Annotated in this window: 26 protein-coding genes; 16 read left to right on the top strand and 10 right to left on the bottom strand. The window is 72.2% G+C overall.

Translation table 11 applies throughout. The annotated features are described in order from the left end of the window. Positions 1-24 precede the first annotated feature (24 nt). Positions 25-1,173, top strand: a complete 1,149-nt coding sequence (locus Q7F20_RS02380; protein ID WP_305738511.1) for an epoxide hydrolase family protein — start codon at positions 25-27, stop codon at positions 1,171-1,173. Positions 1,174-1,493: 320 nt separating this feature from the next. On the opposite strand, the gene Q7F20_RS02375 is transcribed toward Q7F20_RS02380, so the two are convergent. Beyond that, positions 1,494-2,207, bottom strand: coding sequence for a hypothetical protein (locus Q7F20_RS02375; RefSeq protein ID WP_305738510.1), 714 nt, complete (start codon positions 2,205-2,207; stop codon positions 1,494-1,496). A gap of 96 nt (positions 2,208-2,303) precedes the next feature. Here Q7F20_RS02375 and Q7F20_RS02370 point away from each other — a divergent pair, with 96 nt between their 5' ends. Beyond that, the gene (locus tag Q7F20_RS02370; RefSeq protein WP_305738509.1) at positions 2,304-2,723 is read left to right on the top strand and encodes a VOC family protein; all 420 of its coding nucleotides are present in this window, start codon (positions 2,304-2,306) and stop codon (positions 2,721-2,723) included. Here the strand turns inward: Q7F20_RS02370 and Q7F20_RS02365 are convergent. Continuing rightward, on the bottom strand, positions 2,704-3,651 hold the full coding sequence (locus Q7F20_RS02365) for an isoprenylcysteine carboxylmethyltransferase family protein (protein ID WP_305738508.1): 948 nt from the start codon (positions 3,649-3,651) through the stop codon (positions 2,704-2,706). The two genes, Q7F20_RS02370 and Q7F20_RS02365, sit on opposite strands and share 20 nt — an antisense overlap. 152 nt (positions 3,652-3,803) lie before the next feature. Between Q7F20_RS02365 and Q7F20_RS02360 the strand changes: the two genes are divergently transcribed. After that, positions 3,804-4,490 (top strand): DapH/DapD/GlmU-related protein, encoded by a 687-nt coding sequence (locus Q7F20_RS02360; RefSeq protein WP_305738507.1) that lies wholly within the window; start codon positions 3,804-3,806, stop codon positions 4,488-4,490. Here the strand turns inward: Q7F20_RS02360 and Q7F20_RS02355 are convergent. Continuing rightward, positions 4,474-4,611 (bottom strand): hypothetical protein, encoded by a 138-nt coding sequence (locus Q7F20_RS02355; protein ID WP_305738506.1) that lies wholly within the window; start codon positions 4,609-4,611, stop codon positions 4,474-4,476. The genes Q7F20_RS02360 and Q7F20_RS02355 overlap by 17 nt on opposite strands. 61 nt (positions 4,612-4,672) lie before the next feature. Beyond that, the gene (locus tag Q7F20_RS02350; RefSeq protein WP_305738505.1) at positions 4,673-5,572 is read right to left on the bottom strand and encodes an SDR family oxidoreductase; all 900 of its coding nucleotides are present in this window, start codon (positions 5,570-5,572) and stop codon (positions 4,673-4,675) included. An 85-nt stretch (positions 5,573-5,657) separates the two neighbouring features. Between Q7F20_RS02350 and Q7F20_RS02345 the strand changes: the two genes are divergently transcribed. The 3 genes from Q7F20_RS02345 to Q7F20_RS02335 are packed head-to-tail and all read left to right on the top strand — an operon-like array spanning position 5,658 to position 6,513. Further along, positions 5,658-5,993: a DUF3140 domain-containing protein gene (locus Q7F20_RS02345; RefSeq protein ID WP_305738504.1), complete on the top strand. Its 336-nt coding sequence runs from the start codon at positions 5,658-5,660 to the stop codon at positions 5,991-5,993. Positions 5,994-6,017: 24 nt separating this feature from the next. After that, positions 6,018-6,272: a Rho termination factor N-terminal domain-containing protein gene (locus Q7F20_RS02340; protein WP_305738503.1), complete on the top strand. Its 255-nt coding sequence runs from the start codon at positions 6,018-6,020 to the stop codon at positions 6,270-6,272. 22 nt (positions 6,273-6,294) lie between these two features. Further along, positions 6,295-6,513, top strand: a complete 219-nt coding sequence (locus Q7F20_RS02335) for a hypothetical protein (RefSeq protein ID WP_305738502.1) — start codon at positions 6,295-6,297, stop codon at positions 6,511-6,513. A gap of 3 nt (positions 6,514-6,516) precedes the next feature. On the opposite strand, the gene Q7F20_RS02330 is transcribed toward Q7F20_RS02335, so the two are convergent. From Q7F20_RS02330 to Q7F20_RS02320, 3 genes are all read right to left on the bottom strand, one after another. Then, positions 6,517-7,350, bottom strand: a complete 834-nt coding sequence (locus tag Q7F20_RS02330; protein WP_305738501.1) for a glycoside hydrolase family 16 protein — start codon at positions 7,348-7,350, stop codon at positions 6,517-6,519. Positions 7,351-7,461: 111 nt separating this feature from the next. Then, the gene (locus tag Q7F20_RS02325; protein WP_305738500.1) at positions 7,462-8,772 is read right to left on the bottom strand and encodes a PP2C family protein-serine/threonine phosphatase; all 1,311 of its coding nucleotides are present in this window, start codon (positions 8,770-8,772) and stop codon (positions 7,462-7,464) included. A 52-nt stretch (positions 8,773-8,824) separates the two neighbouring features. Further along, positions 8,825-9,082, bottom strand: coding sequence for a hypothetical protein (locus tag Q7F20_RS02320; RefSeq protein WP_305738499.1), 258 nt, complete (start codon positions 9,080-9,082; stop codon positions 8,825-8,827). A gap of 94 nt (positions 9,083-9,176) precedes the next feature. Between Q7F20_RS02320 and Q7F20_RS02315 the strand changes: the two genes are divergently transcribed. From Q7F20_RS02315 to Q7F20_RS02305, 3 genes are all read left to right on the top strand, one after another. After that, positions 9,177-10,139 (top strand): SDR family oxidoreductase, encoded by a 963-nt coding sequence (locus Q7F20_RS02315; RefSeq protein WP_305738498.1) that lies wholly within the window; start codon positions 9,177-9,179, stop codon positions 10,137-10,139. Between the two features lie 92 nt (positions 10,140-10,231). Further along, entirely contained in the window at positions 10,232-10,918 is a 687-nt protein-coding gene (locus Q7F20_RS02310) for a hypothetical protein (protein ID WP_305738497.1), read from the top strand. Then, positions 10,900-15,480: a hypothetical protein gene (locus Q7F20_RS02305; protein WP_305738496.1), complete on the top strand. Its 4,581-nt coding sequence runs from the start codon at positions 10,900-10,902 to the stop codon at positions 15,478-15,480. The genes Q7F20_RS02310 and Q7F20_RS02305 overlap by 19 nt, the downstream gene beginning before the upstream one ends. A 178-nt stretch (positions 15,481-15,658) precedes the next feature. Here the strand turns inward: Q7F20_RS02305 and Q7F20_RS02300 are convergent, their stop codons facing one another. Beyond that, positions 15,659-16,885 carry a cobalamin-independent methionine synthase II family protein gene (locus Q7F20_RS02300; protein WP_305738495.1) on the bottom strand — a complete coding sequence of 409 codons (1,227 nt, stop codon included), beginning with the start codon at positions 16,883-16,885 and terminating at the stop codon, positions 15,659-15,661. Between the two features lie 103 nt (positions 16,886-16,988). Between Q7F20_RS02300 and Q7F20_RS02295 the strand changes: the two genes are divergently transcribed. From Q7F20_RS02295 to Q7F20_RS02285, 3 genes are all read left to right on the top strand, one after another. Continuing rightward, positions 16,989-17,123, top strand: a complete 135-nt coding sequence (locus Q7F20_RS02295; protein ID WP_305738494.1) for a hypothetical protein — start codon at positions 16,989-16,991, stop codon at positions 17,121-17,123. Further along, positions 17,081-18,016 (top strand): transporter, encoded by a 936-nt coding sequence (locus Q7F20_RS02290; protein WP_305738493.1) that lies wholly within the window; start codon positions 17,081-17,083, stop codon positions 18,014-18,016. Before Q7F20_RS02295 ends, Q7F20_RS02290 begins: the two co-directional genes overlap by 43 nt. A 179-nt stretch (positions 18,017-18,195) precedes the next feature. Then, positions 18,196-19,005, top strand: a complete 810-nt coding sequence (locus Q7F20_RS02285) for a DUF1684 domain-containing protein (RefSeq protein WP_305738492.1) — start codon at positions 18,196-18,198, stop codon at positions 19,003-19,005. A 360-nt stretch (positions 19,006-19,365) separates the two neighbouring features. Here the strand turns inward: Q7F20_RS02285 and Q7F20_RS02280 are convergent, their stop codons facing one another. Together Q7F20_RS02280 and Q7F20_RS02275 are read right to left on the bottom strand one after the other, a co-directional pair. After that, a complete protein-coding gene (locus Q7F20_RS02280; protein ID WP_305738491.1) occupies positions 19,366-19,926 on the bottom strand; it encodes a histidine phosphatase family protein in 561 nt (186 codons plus the stop codon). Positions 19,927-19,930: 4 nt separating this feature from the next. After that, entirely contained in the window at positions 19,931-20,647 is a 717-nt protein-coding gene (locus Q7F20_RS02275; RefSeq protein WP_305738490.1) for an MgtC/SapB family protein, read from the bottom strand. A 223-nt stretch (positions 20,648-20,870) separates the two neighbouring features. Here Q7F20_RS02275 and Q7F20_RS02270 point away from each other — a divergent pair, with 223 nt between their 5' ends. The 4 genes from Q7F20_RS02270 to Q7F20_RS02255 all read left to right on the top strand — a co-directional run bounded on the left by Q7F20_RS02270 (position 20,871) and on the right by Q7F20_RS02255 (position 26,481). Beyond that, the gene (locus tag Q7F20_RS02270) at positions 20,871-22,406 is read left to right on the top strand and encodes an MFS transporter (RefSeq protein ID WP_305738489.1); all 1,536 of its coding nucleotides are present in this window, start codon (positions 20,871-20,873) and stop codon (positions 22,404-22,406) included. Continuing rightward, the gene (locus Q7F20_RS02265; protein ID WP_305738488.1) at positions 22,403-23,566 is read left to right on the top strand and encodes an LLM class flavin-dependent oxidoreductase; all 1,164 of its coding nucleotides are present in this window, start codon (positions 22,403-22,405) and stop codon (positions 23,564-23,566) included. The genes Q7F20_RS02270 and Q7F20_RS02265 overlap by 4 nt, the downstream gene beginning before the upstream one ends. Continuing rightward, the gene (locus Q7F20_RS02260; protein ID WP_305738487.1) at positions 23,509-24,876 is read left to right on the top strand and encodes an NtaA/DmoA family FMN-dependent monooxygenase; all 1,368 of its coding nucleotides are present in this window, start codon (positions 23,509-23,511) and stop codon (positions 24,874-24,876) included. The genes Q7F20_RS02265 and Q7F20_RS02260 overlap by 58 nt, the downstream gene beginning before the upstream one ends. A 120-nt stretch (positions 24,877-24,996) precedes the next feature. Then, positions 24,997-26,481 (top strand): reverse transcriptase family protein, encoded by a 1,485-nt coding sequence (locus Q7F20_RS02255; protein WP_305738486.1) that lies wholly within the window; start codon positions 24,997-24,999, stop codon positions 26,479-26,481. The last annotated feature ends 75 nt before the right edge of the window (positions 26,482-26,556 follow it).

Here is a 26,556-nt window from a genome sequence, read left to right as displayed (position 1 = left end):
CATCCATCGTGAGGACCGCAGACCATGACCGTTCGCACCGCCGTCCGACCCTTCCGCGTCGATGTCCCAGAGGTGGACGTCGACGACCTCCGCTCCCGCCTTGCCCGGACCCGGTGGCCCGACCCGGAGACCGTTCCGGACTGGTCGCAGGGCGTCCGATCGGAGAACCTGCGGGCCCTCGTGCACCACTGGCTGCACGACCACGACCTCCGGCGGTTCCAGACCCGACTCAACCGCTACCCGCAGTTCCGCACCGAGATCGACGGACTCGACATCCACTTCCTGCACGTCCGATCCGCCGAACCCGGCGCGATGCCGCTCATCCTGAGCCACGGCTGGCCGGGCTCGGTCCTGGACTTCGTCGACCTCGTCGGTCCGCTCACCGACCCGGCGTCGCACGGTGGCGACCCCGCGGACGCCTTCGACGTGGTCGTGCCCTCGCTGCCCGGATTCGGGTTCTCCGGCAAGCCGACGAGCACGGGGTGGGATGCCGAGCGCACGGCCGCAGCGTGGGCCGAGCTGATGAGCCGGCTCGGGTACACCCGGTGGGCGGCACACGGCGGGGACTGGGGATCCGTCGTGACGACCGCTCTGGCGGCGGCGCGGCCGGAGGGACTGGCCGGCATCCACCTCAACACTCCCTACGCCGTCCCCGAGACGATCCCGGACGAGCGCACCCCCGAGGAACAGCACGCTGTCGACACCCTCGCGCGCTACGCGGGACCGCTCGGCGGATCGAACCACCTGCAGGGGACGAAGCCACAGACGCCCGGGTTCGCCCTCGCGGACTCGCCGGTGGGGCAAGCCGCGTGGATCTACGAGAAGTTCCAGTCGAAGACCGACAACGAGGGCCTCGCCGAGCAGGCCATCGACGTCGACGACATCCTCGACACGATCTCGATGTACTGGTTCACGAACTCCGGCGCGTCCTCTGCCCGGATCTACTGGGAGAACCGTGCCGCGACCATGGCGGGACCGGTGCTGCACCTCCCCGTGGCCGTGACAGTGTTCCCGAAGGACGTACCGCTGCTGCCGCGCACGTGGATCGAGGCCGCCTACCCGGACCTCGTCCACTACGGCGAGGCATCACGTGGTGGGCACTTCGCGGCACTCGAGCAGCCTGCGGTCCTCGTCGACGAGCTCCGCAGCGGCCTGCGCGGGCTCCGCCGCTGACGGCGCATCGGCTCCGGCAAGGGCCGATCAGACGGCCCGGCGCGTCGCGGCCGCGGCCCCCACGACCGCGGCCGCGGACGACCGGACTCCCCACACACCAGTCAGCATGCTCCGGTCACACCACGGGTGCATCCTCCGCAGGGATGAAAACCTGATGGCCACTCAGCGAGCGCCGCGGCTCTCGACCCGCACCGCGTCGGACGGGAGGCGCGGCTCGGGCCCGCACCGCGCCTCCAGACCGTCGACGGGTCGCGGTCACCGCCCCAGCTGCGCGCGCAGGGACGGTGCGGTCCGGCTCGTGGTGGACGCCGTGACCACGGTCACCGGCCGGGTCGGGCATCCTGACGCCTGGCGGGTGCGGCTGCCGCTCGAGCGTCTGCCGCTGCCAGCGCCTGGCGCATCCGCTCCGCATCGCCGTCCGGCCAGCCCCCGGAACTCGCCAGCGGGAGCTCCGTCATGTGCCGGCGCAGGTGCTCCGGGTAGTCCCGGACGATCCGGTCGGGGTCAGCACGCACCGTGGCGTACAGCGAGGGCCCGTCGGCGTAGAAGAGGTCGGCGACGACCAGGCGACCGTCGGAGCCGCGCATCACGTTCGCCGGGTTGTCGTCGAGCGGACCCCACCACGGCTGCTCCCGGGCACCACGGGCATGCACCTCGTGGATGTGCCCCGCGAGCGCTGCCACGGCGGGCTCGCGAGCGTCGATCGACCGGTGGAAGGCCGCGCCCTCGGCCTCGGACACCGGCGCGAGGTACTCCATGACGGTCAGGTCGGACCCGCCCTCGAGCACGCGGTGGTCGACGAGCACGGGCACCTGCCCGGTGTGCGCCGCACGACGGTAGAGCATCGCCGAGTACGGACCGGCGGGGTCGAACGGACTGATCCGCGCCGCGAGTCGACCGGAGGGGGACCGGAACGCGACCGCCCAGTCCCCGGTGCCGCACCGGGTCCAGCCGAGACCCTCGAGCGTCCGGACGACCTCGGTCCACGGCATCTCGTCGCGGAGGTGCTCGTCGTACGCGTCGTCGGGGTCCACCGCCCTATCCTGCCCTTCCGGACCCGGTTCGGCTCTGGGACGATCGACGTGGCACGGACGACGGCGCCCGTGCACACCACCCACGAGGAGTCCACCATGACCGTCCGACTCAACCCGTACATCGGCTTCCGCGACCAGGCCCGCGCCGCGCTCGACTTCTACCACCGCGTCTTCGGCGGCGAGCTCACCATGAGCACCTTCGGCGAGGCAGGCACGGCGCAGGACCCCGCGGACGCCGACAAGGTCATGCACGGACAGCTCGAGGGCGAGAACGGCCTGCTGCTCATGGCGTCCGACGCACCGACCGGCATGGAGGGGCCCGACGTCAGCAACATCTCGGTCTCGCTCAGCGGTGACGACGAAGCCGCCCTCACCCGCTACTGGAACGGTCTCGCAGACGGTGCCCGGACGGTCATCGAACCCCTCACGACGGCGCCGTGGGGCGACACGTTCGGCATGGTCACCGACCGCTTCGGCGTCACCTGGCTGATCAACATCAGCGGCGCGGCGGGCTGATCGCGACCGCCGGGGCGCTCGCCGGGACCGGCCACCGGGGGATCCAGCACCGGACCCGCGCCGCGTAGCGTCGGAAGTCCTCGCCGAACCGGTGGTCGAGGTCCGCCTCCTCGAGCGGACGGACGATGCAGTTCCAGACGATCGACCCGGCGAGCGCGTAGACGACGACCATCCACGAGCCGAACAGGAGCCCGACGGCGACGCCCTGGGTTATGCCGGCGAGCGCCATCGGGTTGCGCACGGACCGGTAGGGGCCGGCGATCACCAGTCGGTTCGGCATCGCCGACGGCAGCGGGGTCCCGGCGCCCTGCGTCGACATCGCTGCCGCCGACGCGATGCCGAGCGCGCTCGCGGCGACGAGCGTGACGGCGCCGGTGACGGCGGCGGCGGTCACGATCCCGTCGGGGGTCGTCGGGTGGAGTCGCCAGCGGTGCTCGGCGGCGCTGATCAGGAGCGGCAGGACCCCGAGGAACAGTCCCCAGAACACGGTGATCTGCAGGACGGTACCGAGGACGTGGCGGCGGCGCCCCGCGTCGGGGTCGGCGGTGCGGAACCGCAGCGGGCCGGAGTTCAGCCACTCGGTGGGGACCCGGCCGAGCACGACGAGTGCCAGGGCGAGCGCGGACCCGACGGTCGCGCCGATCATCACGAGGACACCGGCCCCCGCCTCGGTCGTCCCGGTCGCCCAGACGGCCAGGGCACCCATCACCAGCGTTGTCCACCCCGTCGTGACCACCGCGGCCGCTCGGCTGCCGGCCGCGGCGAGCGCCGACGCGACGACGAACAGCGGGACGTCGAACACCGCGACGAGGACGGGGTCGAGCGAGCCGAGGGTCGCCGACCGGATGCCGGGGACGGTGCCCACCGCGATCCACCAGAGGGCTCCCGCGACGGACTGGGCCGCGAAGTACCGTCGGCCCCAGGACATGCGAGCACGGTAGCAGCGCGGGATCCCGTGGACGGACACCGCAAGAATCGCGCAACGCCCCGGCACTCGCATTGTCCGCTCTGCGCGCCCCGACCTAGCGTTCCGGCTGTGTGCGAGGTCGCACACGTCCACCCACGAGACCTGGAGGCGGCATGTCCGCACGCACCGCATCCCCGTCCACGTTCGGCTCACGCCTGCGCGACGACGCGATCCACGCACGCGAGTACACGCTCTTCACGCTGCTCCTCGGTTCGCCGTTCCTGCCTCGTGCCCTCCGTCGGGTGATCGCGGCTCTGGCGGGCGCCGACCTGGCGTCGAGCCCCGGGCCGCTCTTCTCGCTGACGGGCCACCCGAAGAACCTGGTCGTCGGTCGGGGCGTGTACTTCAACCGGAACGTCACCGTGGAGGCCGTCGCGCCGGTCCGGATCGGGTCCGACACCGCCATCGGCATGCAGGTGCTCATCATGACGAGCCACCACGAGATCGGCGACGACGGCGCGTGGAGCCGGACCGCGTCGGGACGTTCCGTCGACATCGGGGAGCGTGTCTGGATCGGCGGGCGGGCCGTCGTGCTGCCGGGCACGGTCATCGAGGACGACGTCGTGGTGGCGGCCGGGGCGGTGGTCCGCGGACGACTCACCTCCCACGGTGTCTACGCCGGCGTTCCGGCGCGGCGGATCCGCGAACTCGGGTCGCCCGGCGGGGTCTCCGCGAGCAAGCCCGACGGGCGCGCCGCGAGGATGTCCGCAGGCGCAGGGACGTCGGCCTGGAACCCCGCGGGGGCAGGGACGCCGGTCGCGGTCCCCGCCCCCGCACCGCCGGTCAGTCCTGGCGGTTGATCTGCCCGAGCCACCGGCCGAACGACGGCTTCCGCTCGTCGTGCAGGACCGACACCGTCGTCGCCGGCAGGCAGCTGCGCTGGACGTCGACGGCCGTGCTCTCGTGGAGGTTCTGGCTCATGGTGTGCTCCTTCGCGTTCGGTGGTGGATGAGACACCCGGGGCGGTCGTTCCATTCCCAGGTCACGGCGTCACCATCCCGCCGTTCACGTTGAGCGTCTCGCCGGCGACGTAGCTCGACTCGTGCGAGGCGAGGAACACGTAGGCGGGGGCGAGCTCGGCCGGCTGCGCTGCCCGGCCCATCGGCGACTCGCTCGACCCGAACTCGGGCAAGGACTCGGGATCGACCCCGCCGCTCGGCTGCAGGACGGTCCAGGTCGGCCCCGGGGCGACGATGTTCACCCGGATGCCGCGCTCGACGAGTGCCTGCGAGAGCCCCTTCGACAGGTTGTTGATCGCACCCTTCGAGGCCGCGTAGTCGAGACGGTCGGGAGCCGGCTGGTACGCCTCCATCGACGCGGTCGTCGTGATCGTGGAGCCCGGCTGCAGGTGGGGGAGGGCGGCTCGGACCAGGCGGAAGAGTCCGAACACGTTGACGTCGAACGTCGCCTCGAACTGCTCGTCGGTGAGGTCCTCGACCTCGGGCTGCCAGCGCTGCTTGCCGGCCACGCTGACGAGCGCGTCGAGGCCGCCGAGCCCGGCGACGGCCTGCTCGACCAGCGTCGACGCGTACGACCGATCGCGCAGGTCGCCCGGCACCGCGACTGCGGTCCTACCCGCGGCGCGGACCTGCTCGATCACGTGGTCCGCGTCCGACTGCTCCTCGGGCAGGTACGCGAGCGCGACGTCCGCACCCTCGCGTGCGAACGCGATGGCGACGGCACCACCGATGCCGGAGTCGGCCCCCGTGATCAGCGCCTTCCGACCGGCGAGCCGGCCGGTTCCCCGGTAGGTCGCCTCGCCGAGGTCCGGAACCGGCCGCATGCGGCTCTGGAGGCCCGGCTCGGCTTGCGTCTGCGGCTCCGGCCGGACGTCGGGATAGCGCGTACGCGGATCGGCTGGCTCGTACTGGTCGCGCGGCATGGTGCGGTTCCTCTCGTCGGTCCCCTCCCACAGAACCGGAACCGCTCTGCACCGGTTCCCAGAAGCGCGGTGTTCGGTCAGTGCCATGAGCGACGACGAACAGCAGATCCGCAAGGACTTCCACGACGCGGTCAACATGACGGCGTCTGAGCTCCGCGGGTGGCTCGACACCGACGAGTCGAAGCAGGTCGGCCAGAAGCCGTCGGGCGGCGGCGAGTCGACCGGACACGCGAGCGGACGGCACATCGTCCGGATCCTCGAGAAGAAGCAGGGCGACCTCACCGACGCCGACCACGAGCACATGCGCAAGGTCGTCGGCTACGTGGCGCGGCACGCGAAGCAGCGTCCCAGCGGGGACGTGCACGACGCGGCGTGGCGGTACTCGCTGATGAACTGGGGCAACGACCCCGAGAAGGGGTGACCGCGCCGGCGTACGGTGTGCGCCATGCCGAACCAACTCAAGAAGCCGGACATGTACGAGGAACTCCGCAAGGAGGGCAACTCGAAGGAGAAGGCCGCGCGGATCAGCAACGCGGCGGCTGCTCGAGGCGAGCACGCGGTCGCGAAGAAGGGCGGTGAGTCCGGGTCGTACGACGACTGGACCGTGGCCGACCTGAAGCGGCGCGCGAAGGAACTCGGCATCACCGGGTACTCGTCGAAGCGGAAGGCCGAACTCGTCGAGATGCTCCGGGACCACTGACCGGATCTGGCACGATGGGGACGTGAACGAGACGGGCATGCCGCGCTTCCGACGGATCTGGTCGACGGTGCAGGTGGGCGTGCTCGCGGTCGCCGTCGTGTTCTGCGTCGTGATGCTCGTCATCGGACAGGGCAAGCTCGATCGCGTCTACGCCGTGGCGGCGGTGTTCTTCGGTCTCGCGCTGATCGGGCACAGCACGTACCTGTGGCTCGTCGCCCGGGCCGGTCGAGGCCGCCCCTGACGCTCAGGCGTTCGCGAAGACGCGCACCCAGTCGACGGTCATCTGCTGCGGGAAGCGCGTCGAGGCGTCGGGCGGTCCAGGCCACGATCCGCCGACGGCGACGTTGAGCACGACGAAGAACGGCTTGTCGAAGACCCACGGGTTCGTCCCGACGTCGGCACGGGTCACGGTGCGGTACGCCGTGCCGTCGACCGACCACGTGATCGCGTCCGGACGCCAGTCGACCCCGAACACGTGGAAGTCGTCGGCGAACGCGGCTCCGGTCGGGTTCCGGTACGCCGCCGAGATGCCCTGGGCTCCGGAGTAGCCGGGACCGTGCACCGTGCCGTGCACCACGGTCGGCTCGTACCCGACGTTCTCCATCACGTCGATCTCGCCGCAGGCCGGCCACCCGACCGACCCGATGTCCGCGCCGAGCATCCAGAACGCCGGCCAGATGCCCTGGCCGCGGGGGATCCGGATGCGCGCCTCTACCCGCCCGTACTGGGCGGTGGACGTGCCCTCGGTCTTCAACCGCGCCGAGGTGTACGTCCCGTCGGCTTCGCGCCGTGCGGTGATCACGAGGTTGCCGGCGCCGTCGAGTGCGGCGTTCCGTCGCGAGTCCGTGTAGGTCTGCAGCTCCCCGTTGCCCCAGCCGCCGGCGCCGAGGTCGTACCGCCAGATCGCGCTGTTCGGTGCGCTGCCGGCGGGGCCGTCGAACTCGTCGGCGGCCAGCAGCGCGCCGGTGGCGGCCGACGCTGACGTCGGGCGCGCCAGGGTGCTCGCCCCGATCGCCGCAGCGGCGGTGGCGGCGATGCCGGCGGTCATGAACCCGCGTCGGTCGACAATGTCTGGCATGTCGTGCTCCCTGCAGTGCGACGGATGTGCGGTCGTCGGATCATGCACCATCCGCGGGCCGGCCGCCACCGTTCGCGGTCGGACCGTCCAGCACGCGCGGTCCGGACCGCGTCAGGGTCGGAAGGCGATGCAGAGCACCGTCACGTCGTCCGGGTGCTCGCCGCGGTGAGCGAGCTCGGTGATCCCGTCGACGAGCTGCTGGGGGTGCGGACGTCCGGCGACCCAGGCTTCGAAGCGGTCGAGTGCGTCGAGGTCGCCGCCGAACAGGTCGAGCACACCGTCGCTGACGCTCACGACGACGTCGCCGGGCTCGAGGTCGGTCGTCTCGCTCGACCACGACGTGCCGACGCCGATCGGCAGGTGTCCGGACCGCAGCGCCTGCACGGCGCCGTCGGCGCGCCGGAGCAGGCTCAACCCGTGGCCCGCGTCGACCCATCGCGCGTGGCCGTCGCGGTCGATGCGCACGTGGAAGCAGGTCGTGAACTGCGCACTCTCGACCTCCGACGTCCCGGTGGCCAGCCCGGCGGCCGCTCGTCGGACCGCCGTCGCCGCGTCCTGCTCGTCGACCGTACTGCGGACCAGGGAGCGAACCGCGGCGGCGATCATGCCGGCGCCGACGCCCTTGCCCATCACGTCGCCGAGCGTGAACGCCGCGCCTTCCGGTGTCGGGAACCAGTCGTAGAAGTCACCGCCGACGGTCCTCGCCGGGATGCAGACCCCGAACGCGTCGAGCTCCGGCGGCAGCCCGTCCGTCGACGTGGGCAGGAGCGACCGCTGGACGAGGGCGGCCCGGTCGATCTCGCCCTCGGCGACCCTGCGACGCCGCTGCGCGGTGCTGAGCCGGAGGTCCGCCTGCCGAGCGAGCTCGTTGACGACGGCTGCCGCCGCGCCGTACACGACGACCGCGAAGGCGAGCCGCACGAGTTCGCTCGGTCGCGGTTCGGTCGGTTCCAGCACGTAGGGCAGCAGCAACGTGGCGCAGGTTCCGAGCAGCGGGTACACCACGTGGCGTCGGCCGGGGCGCGCCGCCGTCCAGATCACGGGCAGGACGACGACTGCGAGGAACACCGATCGCGTGTCGCCCGTCCCGTAGCGGAGCAGACCTATGGCGATGAAGTCGATCGCCGGGATGACGAGTTCCGCCCGAGCGACGGCGGGCCAGCGCGCCATCACGCCGGCCACCAGCAGCCCGACGACGGCGAGCGCGACGCCGGTCCACATCCGCGGCGCGTCGGTGACCAGGAGCCAGGGGGTGAAGGTGCTGGCCAGCGCTGCAGCCACCACCAGGGCAGCGACGACCGACTGCTTCGCCAGGGGAGCCAACGGGTTGCCGAGCCCGACGAGCGCGATGGGCCCGGTGTCCTCCCGCGCGCTGACGGTCCAGGTCCTCGGGGTGGCGGTCGAGCCGGCCGTACTGGTCATCGGGTCGAGTCAAGCCTGTCCGGCCTGGCGGAGCAAGTCCGTCGACGGCGGGTCATGCGAAGCGCACGAGCGGAACGAGCAGCCCCGCGACCCAGACGAGCACCATCACGAGGCTGCCGATCGCGATGAACCGCCGGCGGCGTCGGAGCCTCGGACTCGGTTCGTCGCCCCACATCTGAGCGCGGACGAGCACCCGGTTCGCCTGCTCGACGACCTTGCGCACCTCGGGGTCGTCCAGTTCCAGCACGCCGTCGCGGGCGTGCTGGGCGATGACGGTCGCCTCGTCGACGGTGAGGTCGTCCTTGCGCATGCACCCATGGTCGCAGGTGGCCGGTGTCCGTGCACCCCGGTGCGCTCGACGACGGCTGTGCGGGGGCGGAGCCGCGACCGGGTAGCAAGGAAGCATGGCACATCGGTTCCGCGGGAAGATCGTCGTCGTCACCGGAGCTTCGAGCGGGATCGGCAGGGCCGCCGCGCACGAGTTCGCCCGGCAGGGCGCGACGCTCGTGCTCGTCGCCCGCAGCCACGACTCGCTCGAGGCCGCCGCCGCCGAGTGCCGCGCGCTCGGTGCCGAGGCCGTCGCGATCCCCACGGACGTCGCGGACGAGCACCAGGTGCAGGACCTCGTCGGGACGGTGACCTCCCGGTACGGACGGATCGACGTCTTCGTCGGGAACGCCGCCCTGTTCGTCTACGGCCTGTTCGAGCAGACCCCGACCGAGGCGTTCAAGCGCGTGGTCGACACGAACCTGTACGGCCACCTGTACGCTGTCACCGCCCTGCTCCCGCACTGGAAGCAGCGGGGCGAGGGCACCTACGTGCTCGTCGGCTCGATCCAGTCGCTGCTGTCCGCGCCGTACCAGTCCGCGTACGTGACGAGCAAGCACGCGGCCCTCGGCCTGGTCGACGTCCTCGGCGACGAGTTCGCCGGCACGGGCATCCGCTTCGCCGCGCTCCTGCCGTCGACGATCGACACGCCGATCTACCAGAACGGCGCCAACTACACGGGCAAGACGTCGCACCCGCTGCCGCCGACGGTCTCGGTCGAACGAGCCGGTCGTGCTGTCGTGAAGACGGCCCTGCACCCCAAGCGCTACCGCTTCGTGGGCCGCATCCAGGCGTCGCTCGTGCCGTTGCAGTACGCCCTCCCCGGCCTGTTCCACCGGATCACCAAGCCGATGGTGCAGACGTTCGCGCTCCGAGGGAAGGGTGCGCCGACCGACGGCAACCTCTGGACCCCGGCCGACGCGGGCAACGCGACGAACGGCGGCTGGGTCGCGAAGCGACGGCGCGTCACGCGTTCCGTCACGTGGCTCGGCGCCATCGCAGTGTTGGGGGCCGTCGTGCTCGGCCGTTCTCGGCGGTAGACGGACCGTCTGACGGAGGGAGGCGCGGAGCGAGCAGACCCCGCACCTCTCGGCCGTCTGTCGATCCCCGTGATGCCTGATATATTCCAAATGTGAAACTTCTCAGGCAGAAACCGGTACCTCGACGGGTGCTCTTCGGGGTCGGCGTCGCGGGGGTCATCGCAGCCTCGATCGCCGCCGTCGGAATGGCCACGAGCGCGTCGGCCTACAGCGAGTCCATCGCGATGACCGACACGAGCGACTGGCTGCAGACGAGCTGGGGAGCCGACCGCGAGATCAGTCGGTGCCCCGCAGACCAGGTGATGGTCGGCATCAAGCTCGAACCGTCACGAGGCCTCCAGGAGAGCAAGAACTTCGTCAAGTGCGCGCGACCCGCGGTCGCCGCTGACGACCGAATCTACGTCTACCCCGGCGGGAAACCCCGCGCCAGTGGTTGGCTCGACCAGGTTCCCAACGAACCGAAGACCTTCGATTGCTCGGGTGACCCGATGATCGCGTCCCTCCACCTCGGCGACTACCTCACCCACGGTGAATCCCAGTACCGCTGTGCGCCGCTCGTGCTGCAGTCCGAGGCAGCGGGCGAGCAACTCGTCGCCCGAGTAGGCGAACAACGATGGTCCGACTGGATCACCGCCTTCCAATGGGAGCCCGACCACACCGCCCAACTGGACTTCGAGTACACCTGCCCTGCCGGAGCGGCCATCACGGCCCGCGAGCACCAGAAGTCGCCACACGGCGTCGTCCGGTTCCAGTGCACCTCGTGGGAGGCGACGTCTTGACCGTCCTGACGACCCCGACGAGCCGGTGGACCCGGCGCACTCGTCGGGCCACTCTCGCGCCGCTCGCAGCGCTGAGCCTCGTACTCGCGTTCGTCCTCGGTGCGCTCGTCCCGGTCCCGGCGCACGCCGACGACCTCGACGACACGGCACAGAGCTACTACGAGGAGTTCCGTCGGCTCATCGACGGAGACCCCGAGAACGAGATCGACCCCCTCTCCGTCCCTGAATTCGTCTACCGCGGCGACTTCCGCACCTGGGAGGAGATCAAGCAAGCTGGCGGGTTCGACCCCTTGGGTGACAACGGCAACATCGCCGACCACGTCCTCGACCTGATCAAGCCGAAGGACACCGGATACGTCGCGACCAGCTCCGACCCGGACCTTCCCGACTGGTTCATGAAGTGGACGAACAGGCCCGACGGCGCCGACACCTTCACTGTGTACAAGATCAGACCCTCTGATCAGTACAAGAGCGTCGTCCAGTCGTTCTACGACTCGATCTACCCGGACGGCACCGTCGAGAACTACAATCGTGCGCTCCTGCAGCGCCTCGAGAGCGCGAAGCGAGGCTGGTTCGGGCATGTCCAGGGCGAGTACGAGTGGGCGTCGCGAGGCCGGATCCCCGCCAGCACCGTCGTCGAGTCCCGGACCACATCGTGGGTCTCCGGCGAGGAGATCGGGGAGGAGGTAGGGGAGTGGAGCGAGGACCCGGGCGAGTGGGAAGCCAACCCCGGGTTCACCGAGCCCACCACCCGCCCCACGCTCGACAGCGTCAAGTTTGACGCCGTCACCTGTCCCGCAGCCCCCACCGCTCGCGCGTCGTGCGCAACCGTCCCGGGGAACGAGGACGACCTCGCCCACCTCAACGGCGACCGCTTCACGGGTGACCCCGACGACGTCGACTTCACTCTCCGACCTGACGAGCTGGCTGCAGACGAGTCTGCGCTCCTCGCGCCCGCCCCCGACACCGTCGACGTGGTGGCGGACTTCGCCGGCGACGTACGGGACCCCTCGTCCTTCGCTGACTTCACGGAAGAGATCGGCGGCTCGTTCGCGACCGACGTCGACGCGCTCGCCGACGTGACGGCGCACGCCGACGTCCTGACCAGTCTGGGCAAGGCGATGGGCTTCGGGATCGACACCGCATCGGAACTCATCCCCTACCTCGGCATCGTCGCCACCGGCTACGCCATGAAGGAGGACATCGACCACGGAGCGTGGGGCGACCTCGCGGCCGACGCGATAGCCGAGGGCATCCAGGGCATGATGCTCGCCGCCCCGGAACTCGACTGGATCCTCGCACCGGCGCTCTGGGCCGACCTCGTCCTGAAGTCCATCGGCGACTGGCTCTACGGGCTGGCCCACCCGGCACCGAGCTACACCGCCGAGTTCCGCGACAACCTCGCGAAGGCCCACGACCAGGTCGACGCTGCGCCGACCACGCTCACCGAAGCGTGGGGGAAGGAGCGCAACGCGGTCCTCACGAGGTTCTACGGCGAGCACATGGAAGAGCGCCTCGCTTCCACTCTCGCAGCCAAGATCCGGTCGGACGTCACCGTGATCAAGGAACTCGAGCGGACCGTGCTCGGCGAGATCGACCGTCATCGCTTCCTGGTCCTGCAGCGGGCGACGACCGATGCCCAGCGGATGGCGGTCCAGCGCTCGGCGTTCGACGCGGAGAACCTGCTGCACGACACCACGCGGGAGGCGATCGCGGACCGCGTGCAGCAGTACCGAGACCGGTACCCCGACCTCGTCGACGCCACTGCGGCCGAGACGTGGAAGCTCGACCTGTCGGAGCTCGCCCGTGACGGGTTCCTCGCCGACGAGAAGGTCTCGCAGTACACGGTCAAGGTCTCCGAGATCGCTTGGGAGGCGTCGTACGGCAAGCACTGGGACCGCTTCGAGTCCTGGGAGCTCGCGACCGCTCGGCCACGACGTGACGCGGAGGCGAAGGCGCTGCGCGACATCGTGGTCGAGTCCGAGCGTGCTGGCATCAAGCACGAGGCGCTCGCGGACAAGGATTCGCTGGTCCGCGCGTTGGGGAAGCAGGTGGACGACGCCGTCGCGAGCAGCGTCGTCGTGCCTGCGAACGAGCGAGCGACCACGACCGGCGTCCACGCCCTCCGCCTGAGCGCCGATGGCGCGCTGCTCCCCGGGAAGGCTGCGACGCTCTCCTGGAACCGGGCTGCCGACGCCGGCGCATCCGTGACCGTCCCGGCTCGGGGTTCGGTGCGGTGGACGCTCGATCTCCCGAGCGGCCTGTCCGCCGGGAAGCTCCCGCCGCGCCAGGACGACGGATCACTCGTGACCGAGTGGTCCTCGACCGATCGACGCGTGACGCTCACCATGACGGCGAAGTCCGCCGCGGTCCCTGTGATCGGTCGGGAGCAGTACGCGGTTCCCGTGACCGTCACTGCTGGCCTGGTCACCGGTGACCTCGTGGAGGCGCGCTTCGCCGCGGCAGCCGGGACCCGGTCGCTCGCGCCGTCCGCATCGACGACGGTCCGCCGTGGCGGGTTCTTCGAAGCGGTCAACGGCGAGGTCGTGGACATCGACCAAGGCAGCATGACGGTCCGCTTCACAGCCGCCATGGCTGACAGCGTGGGGTACTTCGACTCGATCAAGCTGCGCACGGAGTCCCCGGAGGGCATCCGGTTCCCCTTGTCCCAGACGCTCCGGGCGTCGTTCCGGACGTCCGCGAACGAGGACTGGTCACCCAGTGGTCCTGATCTCAGAGCCACTTCGACCGGCTACCGCAAGCTCGTCGGGACCGCGGAGCGCGTGCTGATCATCCAGGAGAGCGCCGGGCAGCTGTCGTGGGAGTCCACGATCACGGTGCAGGAGGAGGTCGCTGATTCCTTCCTCGAGCTGCCGTGGAACCTCACCGCCGTCCTCGGCGGCGTCGAGGAACGCACCGCTGGCGTCGTCAGACTCGGTCCGACCAGCGCGCTCAAGGCCTGGAACACGCAGTCGAAGACGTTGTCGTTCGACCAGCCCACTGCGGTCGATGTCCGGACCCGTGTGAGCGGCGGAGCCATCACGTCGATCACCGACGGTGCGGTCGAGTTGACCGCTCCCGAGGGTGCGGTGTTCACCGGGACGGATGCTCTGACGGCGACGACCTCGGGGGGCGCGACCGTTCCGAACGCCACACTCGACGGCGTCCGGCTCGAGGACGACGGGCGGACGTTGATCGGGACGATGCGAGGCGGCTCGGTGTCGCTCGCCAACGGCGCCGAGCTCCGATGGACGCCGCGGCTCTCCGTCACGAGTCAACCCGCTGAGGACGCAGGTGCCGGGCTCCGGTACACCGTCCGAGCGACGACCTCGAACGGGTCGGCGGTGGTCGACGCCGTCCAGCCTGTGCAGTACCCGCAGGCTCCGGTCGAGGCAACCCTCAGCCAGGTCCGTGTGCCGAAGGTGAAACCAGGCGAGAGCAGCACGGTCTGGCTCAGCGCGACTGCCACCAGGTCCGTCCGCGACGTGACGGTGGTGTTCCACGCGCTGACGGGCACGACCTTCGCGAACAGTGACGTCGTCACCAGGGCGTTGTTGGGCACCGGGAGCTACTCCGGCGAGTTGAACGCGCCGCGGACCGAGCTCCGCGCAACCCTGCCGATCAACTTCGCCGCCCCCGAACTCCTCATCGGTGTCTCGGTGGCTGTCGATCCGTCGGCCACCGACACAGCGACCGACGGCTGGGCGAGCGTGAGCGGTCCGGTCACGGCCAAACGGTCGACGCTCGCGGTGCAGGTCGAGCAAGAGGAGGAGCAGGTGCCGGATCCCGACCCCGAGCACGGGAACCTGTCCGTGACGGGCGGGTCGACCCCGTCCATCAAGCAGGGAGCGACCGGCGTGAGCCGCTTCACACTGCGTCACGCCAGCGGCCCTGCAGTGCCGGTCCGCCTCTCCGGAAAGCTTCCCACCGGCGCGGCGGAGGTCGAGGGTCTGGTCAGGGTCAGTTCCGGAGGTGGCAACTGGACGGGCGTCCCGGTCAGGTTCGACCCGTCCACCCGGACCTGGTCGAGTCAGCACGTGGTGCACGAGCTCCGACCGAACACGACGCTCCTGGTCGACGTCACCGTCCGGAACGCCGAGTCGGGGTGGTCGAGTGGCCTGCGTGAGGGAGGTGTCCTCGAGGTCGCTGACGACAGCGCCGCCGACCGTCGCTGGTCGACTGCGTTCGGCTTCATCTCCGCGCTCCCAGCAGACAAGGTGCTCGTGCAGTGCCGGTCTGGGGCGAACACGATCGCGGAGGCACAGGTGCGGTGGGCGAAGCCGTCCGGCCGGTACACCGCGACCGTCGAGCGGTACCGGGTCTTCCGGGACGGAGCCAAGGCCGATGTCGGGCTGATGGTCCGCCAGGGCGGCGGCTACGAGGGTGCCTGGGCGACGGCGAAGGGAAAGTCTGTGAGCCGGGACTGGGTCGAGTTGGGGCTGACCGCGAGAGGGTACAACCAGAACCTCGGGCGTGTCGACGCCCTCCTCGACATGGTGGTCCGCGGGAGCAGCGGTTCACCGCTCCACACGTGCCAGCAGTGGTTCGTGATGCCGAACTGACCCGTTTCGCCTCCTGCGGACGGAAGGGCCGTCCGACACCGCATGCGTCGATCGACGCCTGCGGTGTCGGTCCGCGCCCGCGGTGGAGCGAACGGTCCCTCCGCACGGAGCGAGCGGCCGTGCCCCGTGACCCGACCCGAAGGGTGCACGGAGCGCGGAACCGAGCACGCCGAGGCCGCTAGAAGAGCGTCGCGCTCGCCCGACGCGCGCCCTCGCCGAGCGACTCGAGCTTCGCGGCGGCGATCTGTGGGTGGATGCGTCCGCCGAGGCCGCAGTCGGTGCCGGCGATCACGCGCTCCCGGCCGACGACCGAGGCGAACCGCTCGATGCGCTGCGCGACGAGGTCCGGGTGCTCGACGACGTTCGTGGCGTGGCCGACCACGCCGGGCACGATGACCTTGCCGTCCGGCAGCGCGACGTCCTGCCAGACCGTCCACTCGTGCTCGTGCCGTGCGTTGGCGGCCTCGAACGAGTACGCGCCGGCGTCGATGTCGAGCATGAGGTCGACGATGTGCCGGAGCTCGATGTCGGTCGTGTGCGGGCCGTGCCACGACCCCCAGCAGAGGTGGAAGCGCACGCGTGAGGTGTCGAGGCCGCGCAGCGCGTGGTTGAGCGCCTCCACGCGGATGCGGGTGAAGGCGCGGTAGTCCTCGACGCTCGGCTCGGGGTTGATCTGGTCCCAGTTCTCGGCGATCGAGGGGTCGTCGATCTGCGGGACGAGCCCGGCGTCGAGAATGATCCGGTACTCCTCGCGCAGGGCGTCGGCCCACGCCCAGATGTGCTCCTCCTCGGTGGCGTAGTACTCGTTCGCGACCCGGGCGGCGGACCCGGGGGAGAGCGCCGTGATGAAGCCGTTCGCCGCGCCGGCGGCCTCGACGGCGTGTCGGAGGTTGGCGGCGTCCGTCCGGGCAGCCTCGTGCCCGGTGTAGGCGATCGGACCGGTCGTCGTCGGGAACGCCGTGGCGTTCTTGCCCGTGCCGATGCCCGAAGTCGGGTCGGTGTAGGCATCGCGGAAGATCGTCCAGTCGCGGCGGTCCGGGAAGCTCGTGAGCCGGATGTGCCCGGGCTCGGACCGGACCGGCTCCTGCGTGAAGATGGTCTCGTCGGTGAGGCTGAGGCCGCTGACACGCTGGAACGAGTACCCCCACCAGGCGCCGTAGTCGACACTGTTCGACATCGCCTTGCCGAACTCGCCGTCGCCGGGCTGCGTGATGCCGAGGGCGGTCTGACGGGCGACGACGTCGTCGACCGCGGCGCTCGTCAGTGCTCGGACCTCGTCGGTGGTCTGCAGCGTGAAGCCGTCGTCGCCGAGCGGTCGGGCGGCGTTCGCGGCGATCAGCTCCGGAGTGCGGGGCAGCGAGCCGGCGGTGGTGGCCTGGACGTGGTCGGTGTTCTCGAAGGACATGCTGCCCAATCTGGCACGGGCGCCTCGCTCGCGGCGGCCCGTGACGGCGGTCCGTCGCGGCGGTCCGTCGCGGCGGTCCGTTCCGAGTCGGGAGAATTGCACCGTGCCCCGTCCCACCACCCGCATCCCGCTCAACACCCTCGCCGTGCCGTTCGGCCTCGCCGGCTTCGCCGAGACCTGGACCTACGCCGCCCCGTGCTCGACCTGCCGACGTTCCTCCCGGAGGTCTTCTGGCTGATCGCCGCCGTCGCGTGGATCTGGCTGCTCGCCGCACACGTCCTCCGCGGTGTCCGGGTGCGCGCGCACGACCGGCTCGTCGACCAGCTGCGACACCCCGCGCAGGGACCGCTCGCGGCACTGGTGCCGGCCACCGCGATGCTGCTCGGGGTCGACCTCGCGCACGTCTGGCCGGTGGGCGGGACGGTGCTCGTGGTCGTCGCCGTGGCGGTCGCCGCCGGGTTCGCCGCCTGGCTGCTCGCGACGTGGTTCGAGGGACGGCTCGCCCTCGAGTCGGTGCACGGCGGCTACCTCCTGCCGACCGTCGCAGCGGCGCTGGTCGGCTCCGTCGCCACGCACGGGGTCGGCCTCACCTGGCTGTCGTGGGCCGCGTTCGGCGTCGGCGTGTTCTTCTGGGTCGTGATGACCGGCCTGCTCCTCATCCGGTTGTCCTTCCGCCCGGCGCTGCCCGCACCCCTCGTACCGACGATGGCGATCCTCGTCGCACCACCGTCGGTCGCGACGGTCGCCGTGTTCGCGCTGACGGACGACGTCCTCACGGTCCCGGTGCAGGCGATCACCGGGCTGGGCGTGCTGCTCGTCGCCGTGCAGGTCGCCCTGCTCCCGCGGTACGTACGGCTGCCCTTCTCGCTCGGGTTCTGGTCGTTCGTGTTCCCGGCCGCGGCGGTCGCGACGGCCGTGGTGGAGTGGGCGCGGGTGCTCCACGTGGGGTGGGCGTGGATCCCCACCGCCGGGGTGCTGGCCCTGCTGTCGGTGCTCGTCGCGGTCGTCGGGTCCCGGTCGATCGCGTTGGCCGTGCGACACCTGCTGCCGCAGGCCGAGGGCGTGCTGCAGGCAGCGGACGACGAGGACGCCGAGCCGGGCCCCGTGACGGGCGCGACCCGAACGGTCTGAACGCGTCACCGCTCGGGAGGCGCGGGGGGGGGGGGGGGGGGCCCCCCCCCGCCCCCGCCGGGGGGGCGGCGGTGCGCGTCGGACGCGCACCGCGCCTCCCGAGTCGGTCGCCTGCACCGCGTGACGTCCGGAGACGACGCCCGTCACCACGCGACCGCGACACGACGTACCGTCGTGGCATGACCACGACGACGCCGACCGCCGCTGACTTCCGCACCGACTGGACCACATGGCACGACGCCCACGAAGCAGCACGGGCGAGCGAGCACGGCTTCCTCGCGATCACGAGCATCCGGTGGCTGACCAGCACGCCGGAGCGGTTCGACGACGCTCCCGGCGAGTGGTGGACCTCGGACGAGGGACCGGTGGTGGCGCTCGCCGACGGTGAGTCGATCGAGGCCGACGGCGTCCGGGTGACCGGTACGCACCGCTTCGGTCCGCTTCCCGAGCGCTCGAGCACCACCGTCGCGTGGCAGGACGGCGACGAGCGGGTCGTCATCGAGGTCGCTCGTCGCGGCGGCAGTGACGTCCTCCGCCCGCGCCACCCGTCGAACCCCTTGCGGGCCGGGTACACGGGTACGCCGAGCTACTCGCCGGACCCGTCGTTCGCGGTCGCGGCGCACTTCGAGCCGTTCGACGCCCCGCGCTCGGTGACCGTCGGGTCGGTGGTCGACGGACTGCAGCACGTGTACGAGGCTCCGGGGGTGCTGACGTTCGACCTCGACGGGCCGCGGTCGCTCCTGGCGTTCAACGGGCACGGCGAGGGGCTGCTCGTGCTGTTCACCGACCGGACGAGCGGTGTGACGACGTACGCGGCGAACCGGAGCCTGGACGTCGCGGCGCCGGACGCGTCGGGCGCGACGACGATCGACTTCAACCGGGCGACGAACCTGCCGTGCGCGTACACACCGCACGCGACGTGCCCGTTGCCGCCGGCGGAGAACCGGCTCGACGTCGCGGTGGAGGCGGGGGAGCAGCTGCCGGTGTGAGGCGCGGGGCGCGGCTGCGACGGGGTTCGGGCTGCGGTGGGGGTGCGGGGGGTGCGGGCTGCGGGCTGCCGACTCGGAACGACATCGTCGCTGTCGTGCGACATCGGCGTGGTCGTTGCTTGCGCGCGCGGGATGTTGCGCGCGCGGGGGTGTGACGAGCCCGCTGTCGTGCGACATCGGCGTGGTCGTTGCTTGCGCGCGCGGGATGTTGCGCGCGCGGGGGTGCGACGAGACCGCTGTCGTGCGACATCGGCGTTGTCGTTCCGCAGCGGCCCCGCGTACCCGCAACAGGCGCTCCGGCAGCGCCCGACGGCAGCGGCCCGCCCCACCCGACACGGTGCACGCACCCGCCCGCCCGGCTCACGCCGCCCCGACGCGCTCCCACCCACTCGTCGCCCGCCACGCCCGCGGGTCGAACGAGAACACGCTGCCCATCCCCGGCTGGTCGAGCGCGCGGGAGATCGGCACACCTCGCAGGTCGGCGAGCAGCAGCGCCCCCACCGCACCGTGCGACACGATCGTGACGTCACCCGGGTCGGTCAGCGCCCCGACGGCACGGACGATGCGGGTCTGCGCGTCGACTGCCCGCTCCCACCCACGCACCGAGTCGTCCGGCGCGGCGAAGAACGCGTCGACGACGGCCTCGAACTCGGCGGGCGGGAGGTAGCCCGTCGCACTGCGGTCGATCTCGCCCAGTGCGGCCTCCGTCGAGTGCGCGAGCCCCACCGCGTCCGCCAGGATCACCGCCGTGTCGATCGCCTTCTGCTCGGTGCTCGACACGATCCGACGGACCCCGGGTCCCCAGGCGACCGCAGCGGCACCGGCAGCGCGCGCACGACCGTCGGCGGACAGCCCCCACGACTCAATCGGGACCGCCGGGTCCACGACGACCTGGGCGTGGGTGAGGAAGAACGAGGGCACGGCGTCACTCCAGGTCGTCGGCGGCCGACGGGTCGACGATCCGCACGCCGGCGACCTCCCCGATCCGGGCGACGAGGGCCGATCCGTCGGAACGCCCCGCGACGTCGATGCGCACCGCCGTGGCATCCGCCCGGTCGGTGTCCTGCCGCACGAGCCGGGCGACCCGCCACCCGCCGGCCGTCACGAGGGCGAGCACGTCCGGCAGGACGCCACGGCCGGCGTCGTAGACCACGTCGAGCGTCATCGACTGCTCGGCGGTGCGGGACAGCGCCTGCACGATCGCGGTGTAGCCGAACACGATCACGAAGTGCAGCGCGGTGACGACCAGCGCGAGCAGCCAGAGTCCGGCGCCGGCGGCCATGCCGATCGCCGCCGTCTCCCACACCGCGGCGGCCGTGGTGAGGCCTCGGACGGCGCCGCGTCGGGTGAGGATGAGCCCGGCCCCGAGGAACCCGACCCCGGAGACGATCTGCGCTGCGACGCGCGAGGGGTCGAGCACGACGTGGTCCGGCACGAGCACGTCGCTGAACCCGTACTTGCTCACGAGTAGCATCAGCGCCGACGCGGTCCCGACGATCGCCTGCGTGCGGATGCCCGCGCTCTTCGACCGGAGCTGCCGCTCGAGGCCGATCAGCGACGCGAGGGCGAACGCGAGCAGGACCTCGCCGATCTGCACCCACCCCTGGCCGGCGAGCGGCTGTGTGAGGTTCTCGATCGTCACGCGGACCGACGCTACCCCGCTCTGCGTCGCCGCGTGACGCCCGGTGTCCGTCCGTGACGGGACACCTCGACGGGATGCCGCGGTGCCGCGAAGGTCGACGAGACGACCGCGCGACGAGACGACCGCGCGACGAGACGACCGCGCGACGAGACGACCGCGCGACCAGACGACCGCGCGACCAGACGACCGCGCAACGCGACGACCGCACGACGAGGGGACCCGGATGGCCGACGACGACCCGACCGCTGACGACCCGACCGCTGACGACCCGACCGGCAGCGACCCGATCGATCGGCCGGTCCCGGGGGCCCGGCGTGCCAGCCGCCTCGCCCTCGCCGCCTGCCTCGGCGCCGGGTTCGCCACCCTGCTCGACCAGGCGGTCGTGAGCTACACGGTTCCCTCGCTCGCCACCGAACTCCACGCTCCCACGGGCGCCGTCCAGTGGTTCCTGGCGGTGTACTCGCTGACGTTCGGCGTCGGACTCGTCCCCGGTGGGCGGCTCGGCGACGCGTTCGGACGACGTGGGCTGTTCGTCGGAGGACTCGGACTGTTCGCCGTCGGCGCCCTCGTCGCGGTCCTCGCGCCGGGCATCGGCTGGGCGATCGTCGGACGCTCCGTACAGGGCTTCGGCGCCGGCGTGGTGTCCGCACAGGTGCTCGGCGTGATCCAGGACCGCTTCCGGGACCGTGAGCGCGTCCGAGCCCTCGCGGCGTACGGCGCGGCAGCGTCGGCCTCGGCGATCGTCGGCCCGCTCGCAGCCGCCGGCGTGCTCGCCGTCGCACCGCCGTCCACGGCCTGGCGGTTCGTGCTCGCGATCAGCCTGCCGTGGGTGCTCGCCACGGGTGTGCTCGCGCTGCGCGCTGTCCCGGCACGCGAGCGACGGGAACGCCGCCGTCCGGTGCTCGACCTGCCCGGGATCGTCCTCACCGCGATCCTGGTGGTGCTCGTGACCGTGCCCGTCATCGACCCGGGCGTGGGCAGCGGGGTGATCGCGGCGGTCGTGCTCGGTCTGGTCGGCACGGTCCTGGCCCTCGTGTGGTGGGAACGACGAGCGCACGGGCCCCTGTTCGCTCCGGCGTTGGTGCGATCCGGTGGCTTCGTGCGGGGCAACGCGGTCGCCGCGCTGTGGTTCGGCGCGGGCGTGGCCCAGTCCTCCGTCGTGACGGTCTTCCTCCTGCAGGGCTTCGGCCTGACTCCGGTCGTCGTCGCGCTCGTCCTGGCCCCGGGAGCCGCCGCCCGGATCGTCGGGTCGTGGGCGAGCACCCGGGCCCACGCCCGGTTCGGCGCACGGCTGCTCCCCGTCTGCCTGGCCGTGCAGGGCAGCGGGCTCGTGGCCCTCGCCGTGGCGGTCGGTGCCCTCGACGGGGTCGCGCTGTTCGCCACGGTCCTCGGCGTCGAGCTCGTCGTCGGTGCCTCGAGCGGCGTGTTCGAGCCCGCGATGCGCCACACGACGCTCCAACACGCGCTCCCCGGCGGCCACGGGGTCGCGGCGTCGTTCCTCCAGCTCACCCAGCGGCTCGCGGCCACCTTCTGCGTGGCGCTGGTCGCCGGCGTCTCGTTCGCGGGCAGGACCGGGGTCACCGTCACGCCCGGCGGGATGCGCGCCGCCCTCGTCGTGTGCGCCGTGTTGCTCGCCGGGTCGTTCGCGGCATCGGTGGTGCCACGCGGGGTAACACGCCGTCGTCGTTCGCAACAGACGATCGAGGCCGGCGACGTCCTGCCTAGGGTCGCTCGGGACGGACTCCGGGAGGAACGATGACCACACCCCCGTTCGCGATCGCGATCGAACTCGACGGCGACGGCGCGCACCCTGCTGCGTGGCGAGCGGTGGACCACGCGCCCGCCGAGCTGCTCAGCGGGAAGCGCGTCGCTGCGACCGTGCGGGCCGCCGAGCGAGCAGGCTTCACCGCCGTGACGTTCGCGGACGCAGCGGTCCCGCCGGGGACGGCGGCCGGTCGTGGTCCCGTCGGCCGGCTCGACGCGGTCCAGCGCGCGGCCTTCGCGGCACCGCTGACGTCGGCGATCGGCCTCGTCCCGGTCGCCCCCGCCGTCCACACCGAGCCGTTCCACGTCTCGACGCAGCTCGCCACTGCGGACCTGGCCTCCGACGGCCGCGTCGGGTGGATCGCCGACACGGCCGCCGACGTGCGATCCGCCGCCGTGTACGGACGTGCCCCGGTCGACACCGCCGAAGCCGTGGCGACCGCCGCAGACGCGATCGAGGTCGTCCGTCAGCTCTGGGACAGCTGGGAGGACGACGCGGTCATCCGGGACACCACGACCTGGCGGTACGTCGACCGGGCGCGCCTGCACCGGGTGACCGCCGAGTCGCCGCGGTTCTCCGTCGCCGGACCGAGCATCATCCCGCGGCCGCCGCAGGGGCAGCTCCCCGTCTTCGCACCGTTGGCCGGCGGCCTCCCGGCGGGCGCCGACGTCGCACTCGTCACGTCGAGCGCCGAGGCCACCCGTCGGGTCGCGGCCGCTGCCGGCGCTGCGCAGGTGTGGCTCGAGCTCGAGGTCGCCCTCGACCGGGCCGGAGTCTCCGCCGCACGCCGGGTCGCCGCCCTCGACGCCCACGAGCCGTGGGCGCCGGGCGACGTCGGGCGGTACGTCGGCGACTCCGCCGGCCTCGCGGACCTGCTCGCCGACCTCGCCGGGCAGGTCGACGGCGTCCGGCTCCGCCCCGCGGTGCTCGACGACGACCTCGACGAGATCGGCCGCGCGGTGCTGCCGGCCCTCCGTGCGGCCGGATCCTTCCGGTCGCCCAGACCCGGCGACCAGTTGCGTGACGTCCTCGGCCTTCCCGTCGCGGTCAACCGCCACGCAGCGTCCCGCACCGCCGCCCTCGAGGAGGCCACCGCATGCGCACCAGGACCCCGCGCAACCAGATCCAGTTCGGCGTCTTCTTCCAGGGGGTGAACTCGACGACGATCTGGACCGAGCCGGAGTCCGGCTCGCAGACGGCGTTCGAGTCCTTCCGTCGCATCGCGCAGACCGCCGAGCGGGGACTCTTCGCGGCGTTCTTCCTCGGCGAGGGACTCCGGCTCCGCGAGCACCTCGGGCAGGTCCACGACCTGGACGTCGTCGGTCGGCCGGACGCGCAGACCCAGCTCGCCGCCCTCGCAGCGATCACCGAGCGGATCGGCCTCGTCGCCACGCAGAACACCACCTACAACGACCCGGTCGACCTCGCACACCGCCTGCAGAGCCTCGACCTGCTGTCCGGAGGTCGCGCGGCCTGGAACGTCGTCACCACCGACAACGCGTGGACCGGCGCGAACTTCCGCCGCGGCGGGTACCTCGACCACGCGGACCGGTACACCCACGCCGAGCGGGTCGTCGAGACGGTCCGTGCCGTCTGGGACTCGTGGGACGACGGCGTGGTCGCCGCCGACCGGGGCGCCACGAGCTGGGCCGATCCTTCGGGCATCCACGTCGTCGAGCGCGATCTCGGGCACTACGCCGTCCGGGCCGAGGGCCGGCTGCCACGCAGCGCCCAGGGCCACCCCGTCCTCTTCCAGGCGGGCGACTCCGACGAGGGCCGCGACTTCGCGACCCGAGCCGCCGACGTCATCTTCAGTGCGCACCCCGAGTTCGAGGACGCCCTGACGTTCGCCGCCGACATCCGTCGTCGGACCCGCGCGGCGGGGCGCCCCGAGGACGACGTGAAGATCTTCCCCGGCCAACAGTTCGTCCTCGCGGACACCGACACCGAGGCCGAGGAGAAGGCGCGCTGGGTCGCCGAGCACCAGATCACGCCCGCCACCGCGATCGCGTACCTCGAGAACGTCTGGGGCACGTCGCTGCAGTCGTACGACCCGGACGGGCCGCTCCCCGACATCGACCCCGTCGTCGAGGTCACCGGCTCGACGCGCGGCTCCGCGTTCCAGTTCCAGAAGTCGCAGGAGCTCGCGACGCAGTGGCGCGCGCTGTCCGAGGCCGAGGGACTCTCGATCCGCCAGCTCGTCACGCGCGTCGGCGTCCGTCGCGGAGGCATCGTCGGCGGCTACTCGACCGTCGCCGACCGGCTGGCCGAGTACGCCGACGCCGGGGCCGTGCACGGGTTCAACGTCTCGCCGTGGCTCGTCCCGTCCGGCCTCGACGACATCGTCGACCGCCTCGTGCCGCTCCTGCAGGACCGCGGCGTGTACCCGACGGAGTACCGCGGCGACACACTGCGGGACCACCTCGGCCTGCGCGGTCCGCTCACCCGGCGCGCTGCCGCCTGAGGCGGGCAGGTCCCGGGGAGCGGCGCACCGCCGTGGCGGCGACCGACCGACGGACGGGAGGCGCGGGTCGGCCCCGCACCGCGCCTCCCGTCCGTCAGGGGATCGCCGTAGGGTGAGCGTTTGGAGTTCCCGGGGGAGGCGGCCGACGCGCGTGCCGCGTCGACCTCTCCGGGGTCACCCCGGGGGACGCAGGACCAGCAGGACGACACGCCCCGAGCGGGACGGCGCGCTCCGCGCGCGCAGCCGCACGGAGGCACCGACGGGTCCTCCGGGAACCCCACGCCCCTCGCCGTCGTCGCCGCCGCCCTCGCCGACGCGTTCCTGACGGCCGAACACTGGGCGCCCGACGACCTGACCGCCGCCGGCTGGGCGGTGGTCGGCGTGGAGCGCGCCTACGTCGGACTCGCGGTCGCGGCGGCACTCGCGGCGTACCCGCGACCACCGGTCGACGCACCGCGACAGCTCGCGGCGGTGCTCGGGGCGTCGCCGCGGCTCGCCGAACTGCACCGCGCGCGCGAGTCCCGTCGACCGGTCCGGGTGACCGCGCGCCGGGTGACCTCGGTCCGGGCGCGTCCGGAGACCACGAGCCGACTGCTCGTCGACACGCTGCCGGAGCTCGCGCGCGAGCTCGACCTCACCGTCGGGCGGCTGCTCTGGCTGGCGGACACCCGCTCCTGGAACCGCCGGCCCGGTGCGTCCAGCCCGCTGCACCACCACCGGCACGAGTGGGTGCGTCGACCCGGTCGGACGCCGCGCCTGCTCGAGAAGCCGATGGACCTGCTCCGCCGGACGCAGCGGACGATCCTCGACGAGCTCCTCACCGCGCTCCCGGTGCACGACGCGGCGCACGGCTTCGTCGGTGGTCGGAGCGTCGTGTCGGGGGCCGCCGCGCACACCGGTCGGCAGGTCGTCGTCACGGCCGACCTGACGTCCTTCTTCGCGAGCGTCACCGCGCCCACCGTGTACGGGGTGTTCCGCTCGACGGGCTTCGCGGAGCCGCTCGCGCACGTCCTCACCGGGGTCTGCACGCACCGCGTGCCGGTGCACGTCCTCGGTGCCATGCCGGACGGCGGCAGGCCCGAGGAGCGCCAAGCACTGCGTGGCATGCTCCGGGAAGCCCACCTGCCCCAGGGTGCGCCGACCTCCCCGGCACTCGCGAACACCGCGCTCCGGCACCTCGACGCGCGGCTCGCGGGATGGGCGGCCTCGGTCGACGCCGTCTACACGCGGTACGCCGACGACCTGACGTTCAGCGGCGACGACCGGCTCGCCGCACGACCTGACGCCTTCCTGCGCGGCGTCGACCGGATCGTCACGGAGCAGGGGCTCCGACTCAACCCGTCGAAGACCCGGGTGCGCCGACGGGGCTCCCGGCAGTCGGTCACCGGGGTCGTCGTCAACGAGCGGACCTCGCCGGGGCGACGCGAGGTCGACCGGCTGCACGCGATCCTGCACAACGCCGCCGAGCACGGTCCGGCGTCGCAGAACCGTCGCGGACATCCCGACTTCCGGGCGCACCTGCTCGGCCGGATCGGGTGGGTCGAGCAGGTCCACCCGGGCCGGGCACGGCGTCTGCACGAGGAGTTCGCCCGGATCAGGTGGTGATCCCGGCCTGCCCGCCCGCGGGTGTGACGCCCGGTTGCAGCGGCCTCTCGCCCGAGGTCCGAGCGCCGGTAGCGT

The organism is Curtobacterium sp. A7_M15 (genome assembly GCF_030705415.1).
Classification (GTDB): Bacteria; Actinomycetota; Actinomycetes; order Actinomycetales; family Microbacteriaceae; genus Curtobacterium.
This window is presented reverse-complemented; position numbering and strand designations above follow the sequence as displayed.

Excerpts from the sequence above, each read along its gene's own strand:
- Q7F20_RS02265 (WP_305738488.1), top strand. The coding sequence starts at position 22,403 with ATGACCACACCCCCGTTCGCGATCGCGATCGAACTCGACGGCGACGGC.
- Q7F20_RS02370 (WP_305738509.1), top strand. The coding sequence starts at position 2,304 with ATGACCGTCCGACTCAACCCGTACATCGGCTTCCGCGACCAGGCCCGC.
- Q7F20_RS02365 (WP_305738508.1), bottom strand. The coding sequence starts at position 3,651 with ATGTCCTGGGGCCGACGGTACTTCGCGGCCCAGTCCGTCGCGGGAGCC.
- Q7F20_RS02300 (WP_305738495.1), bottom strand. The coding sequence starts at position 16,885 with ATGTCCTTCGAGAACACCGACCACGTCCAGGCCACCACCGCCGGCTCG.
- Q7F20_RS02330 (WP_305738501.1), bottom strand. The coding sequence starts at position 7,350 with ATGCCAGACATTGTCGACCGACGCGGGTTCATGACCGCCGGCATCGCC.
- Q7F20_RS02350 (WP_305738505.1), bottom strand. The coding sequence starts at position 5,572 with ATGCCGCGCGACCAGTACGAGCCAGCCGATCCGCGTACGCGCTATCCC.
- Q7F20_RS02345 (WP_305738504.1), top strand. The coding sequence starts at position 5,658 with ATGAGCGACGACGAACAGCAGATCCGCAAGGACTTCCACGACGCGGTC.
- Q7F20_RS02285 (WP_305738492.1), top strand. The coding sequence starts at position 18,196 with ATGACCACGACGACGCCGACCGCCGCTGACTTCCGCACCGACTGGACC.
- Q7F20_RS02260 (WP_305738487.1), top strand. The coding sequence starts at position 23,509 with ATGCGCACCAGGACCCCGCGCAACCAGATCCAGTTCGGCGTCTTCTTC.
- Q7F20_RS02360 (WP_305738507.1), top strand. The coding sequence starts at position 3,804 with ATGTCCGCACGCACCGCATCCCCGTCCACGTTCGGCTCACGCCTGCGC.
- Q7F20_RS02315 (WP_305738498.1), top strand. The coding sequence starts at position 9,177 with ATGGCACATCGGTTCCGCGGGAAGATCGTCGTCGTCACCGGAGCTTCG.
- Q7F20_RS02340 (WP_305738503.1), top strand. The coding sequence starts at position 6,018 with ATGCCGAACCAACTCAAGAAGCCGGACATGTACGAGGAACTCCGCAAG.
- Q7F20_RS02380 (WP_305738511.1), top strand. The coding sequence starts at position 25 with ATGACCGTTCGCACCGCCGTCCGACCCTTCCGCGTCGATGTCCCAGAG.
- Q7F20_RS02325 (WP_305738500.1), bottom strand. The coding sequence starts at position 8,772 with ATGACCAGTACGGCCGGCTCGACCGCCACCCCGAGGACCTGGACCGTC.
- Q7F20_RS02320 (WP_305738499.1), bottom strand. The coding sequence starts at position 9,082 with ATGCGCAAGGACGACCTCACCGTCGACGAGGCGACCGTCATCGCCCAG.
- Q7F20_RS02355 (WP_305738506.1), bottom strand. The coding sequence starts at position 4,611 with ATGAGCCAGAACCTCCACGAGAGCACGGCCGTCGACGTCCAGCGCAGC.
- Q7F20_RS02270 (WP_305738489.1), top strand. The coding sequence starts at position 20,871 with ATGGCCGACGACGACCCGACCGCTGACGACCCGACCGCTGACGACCCG.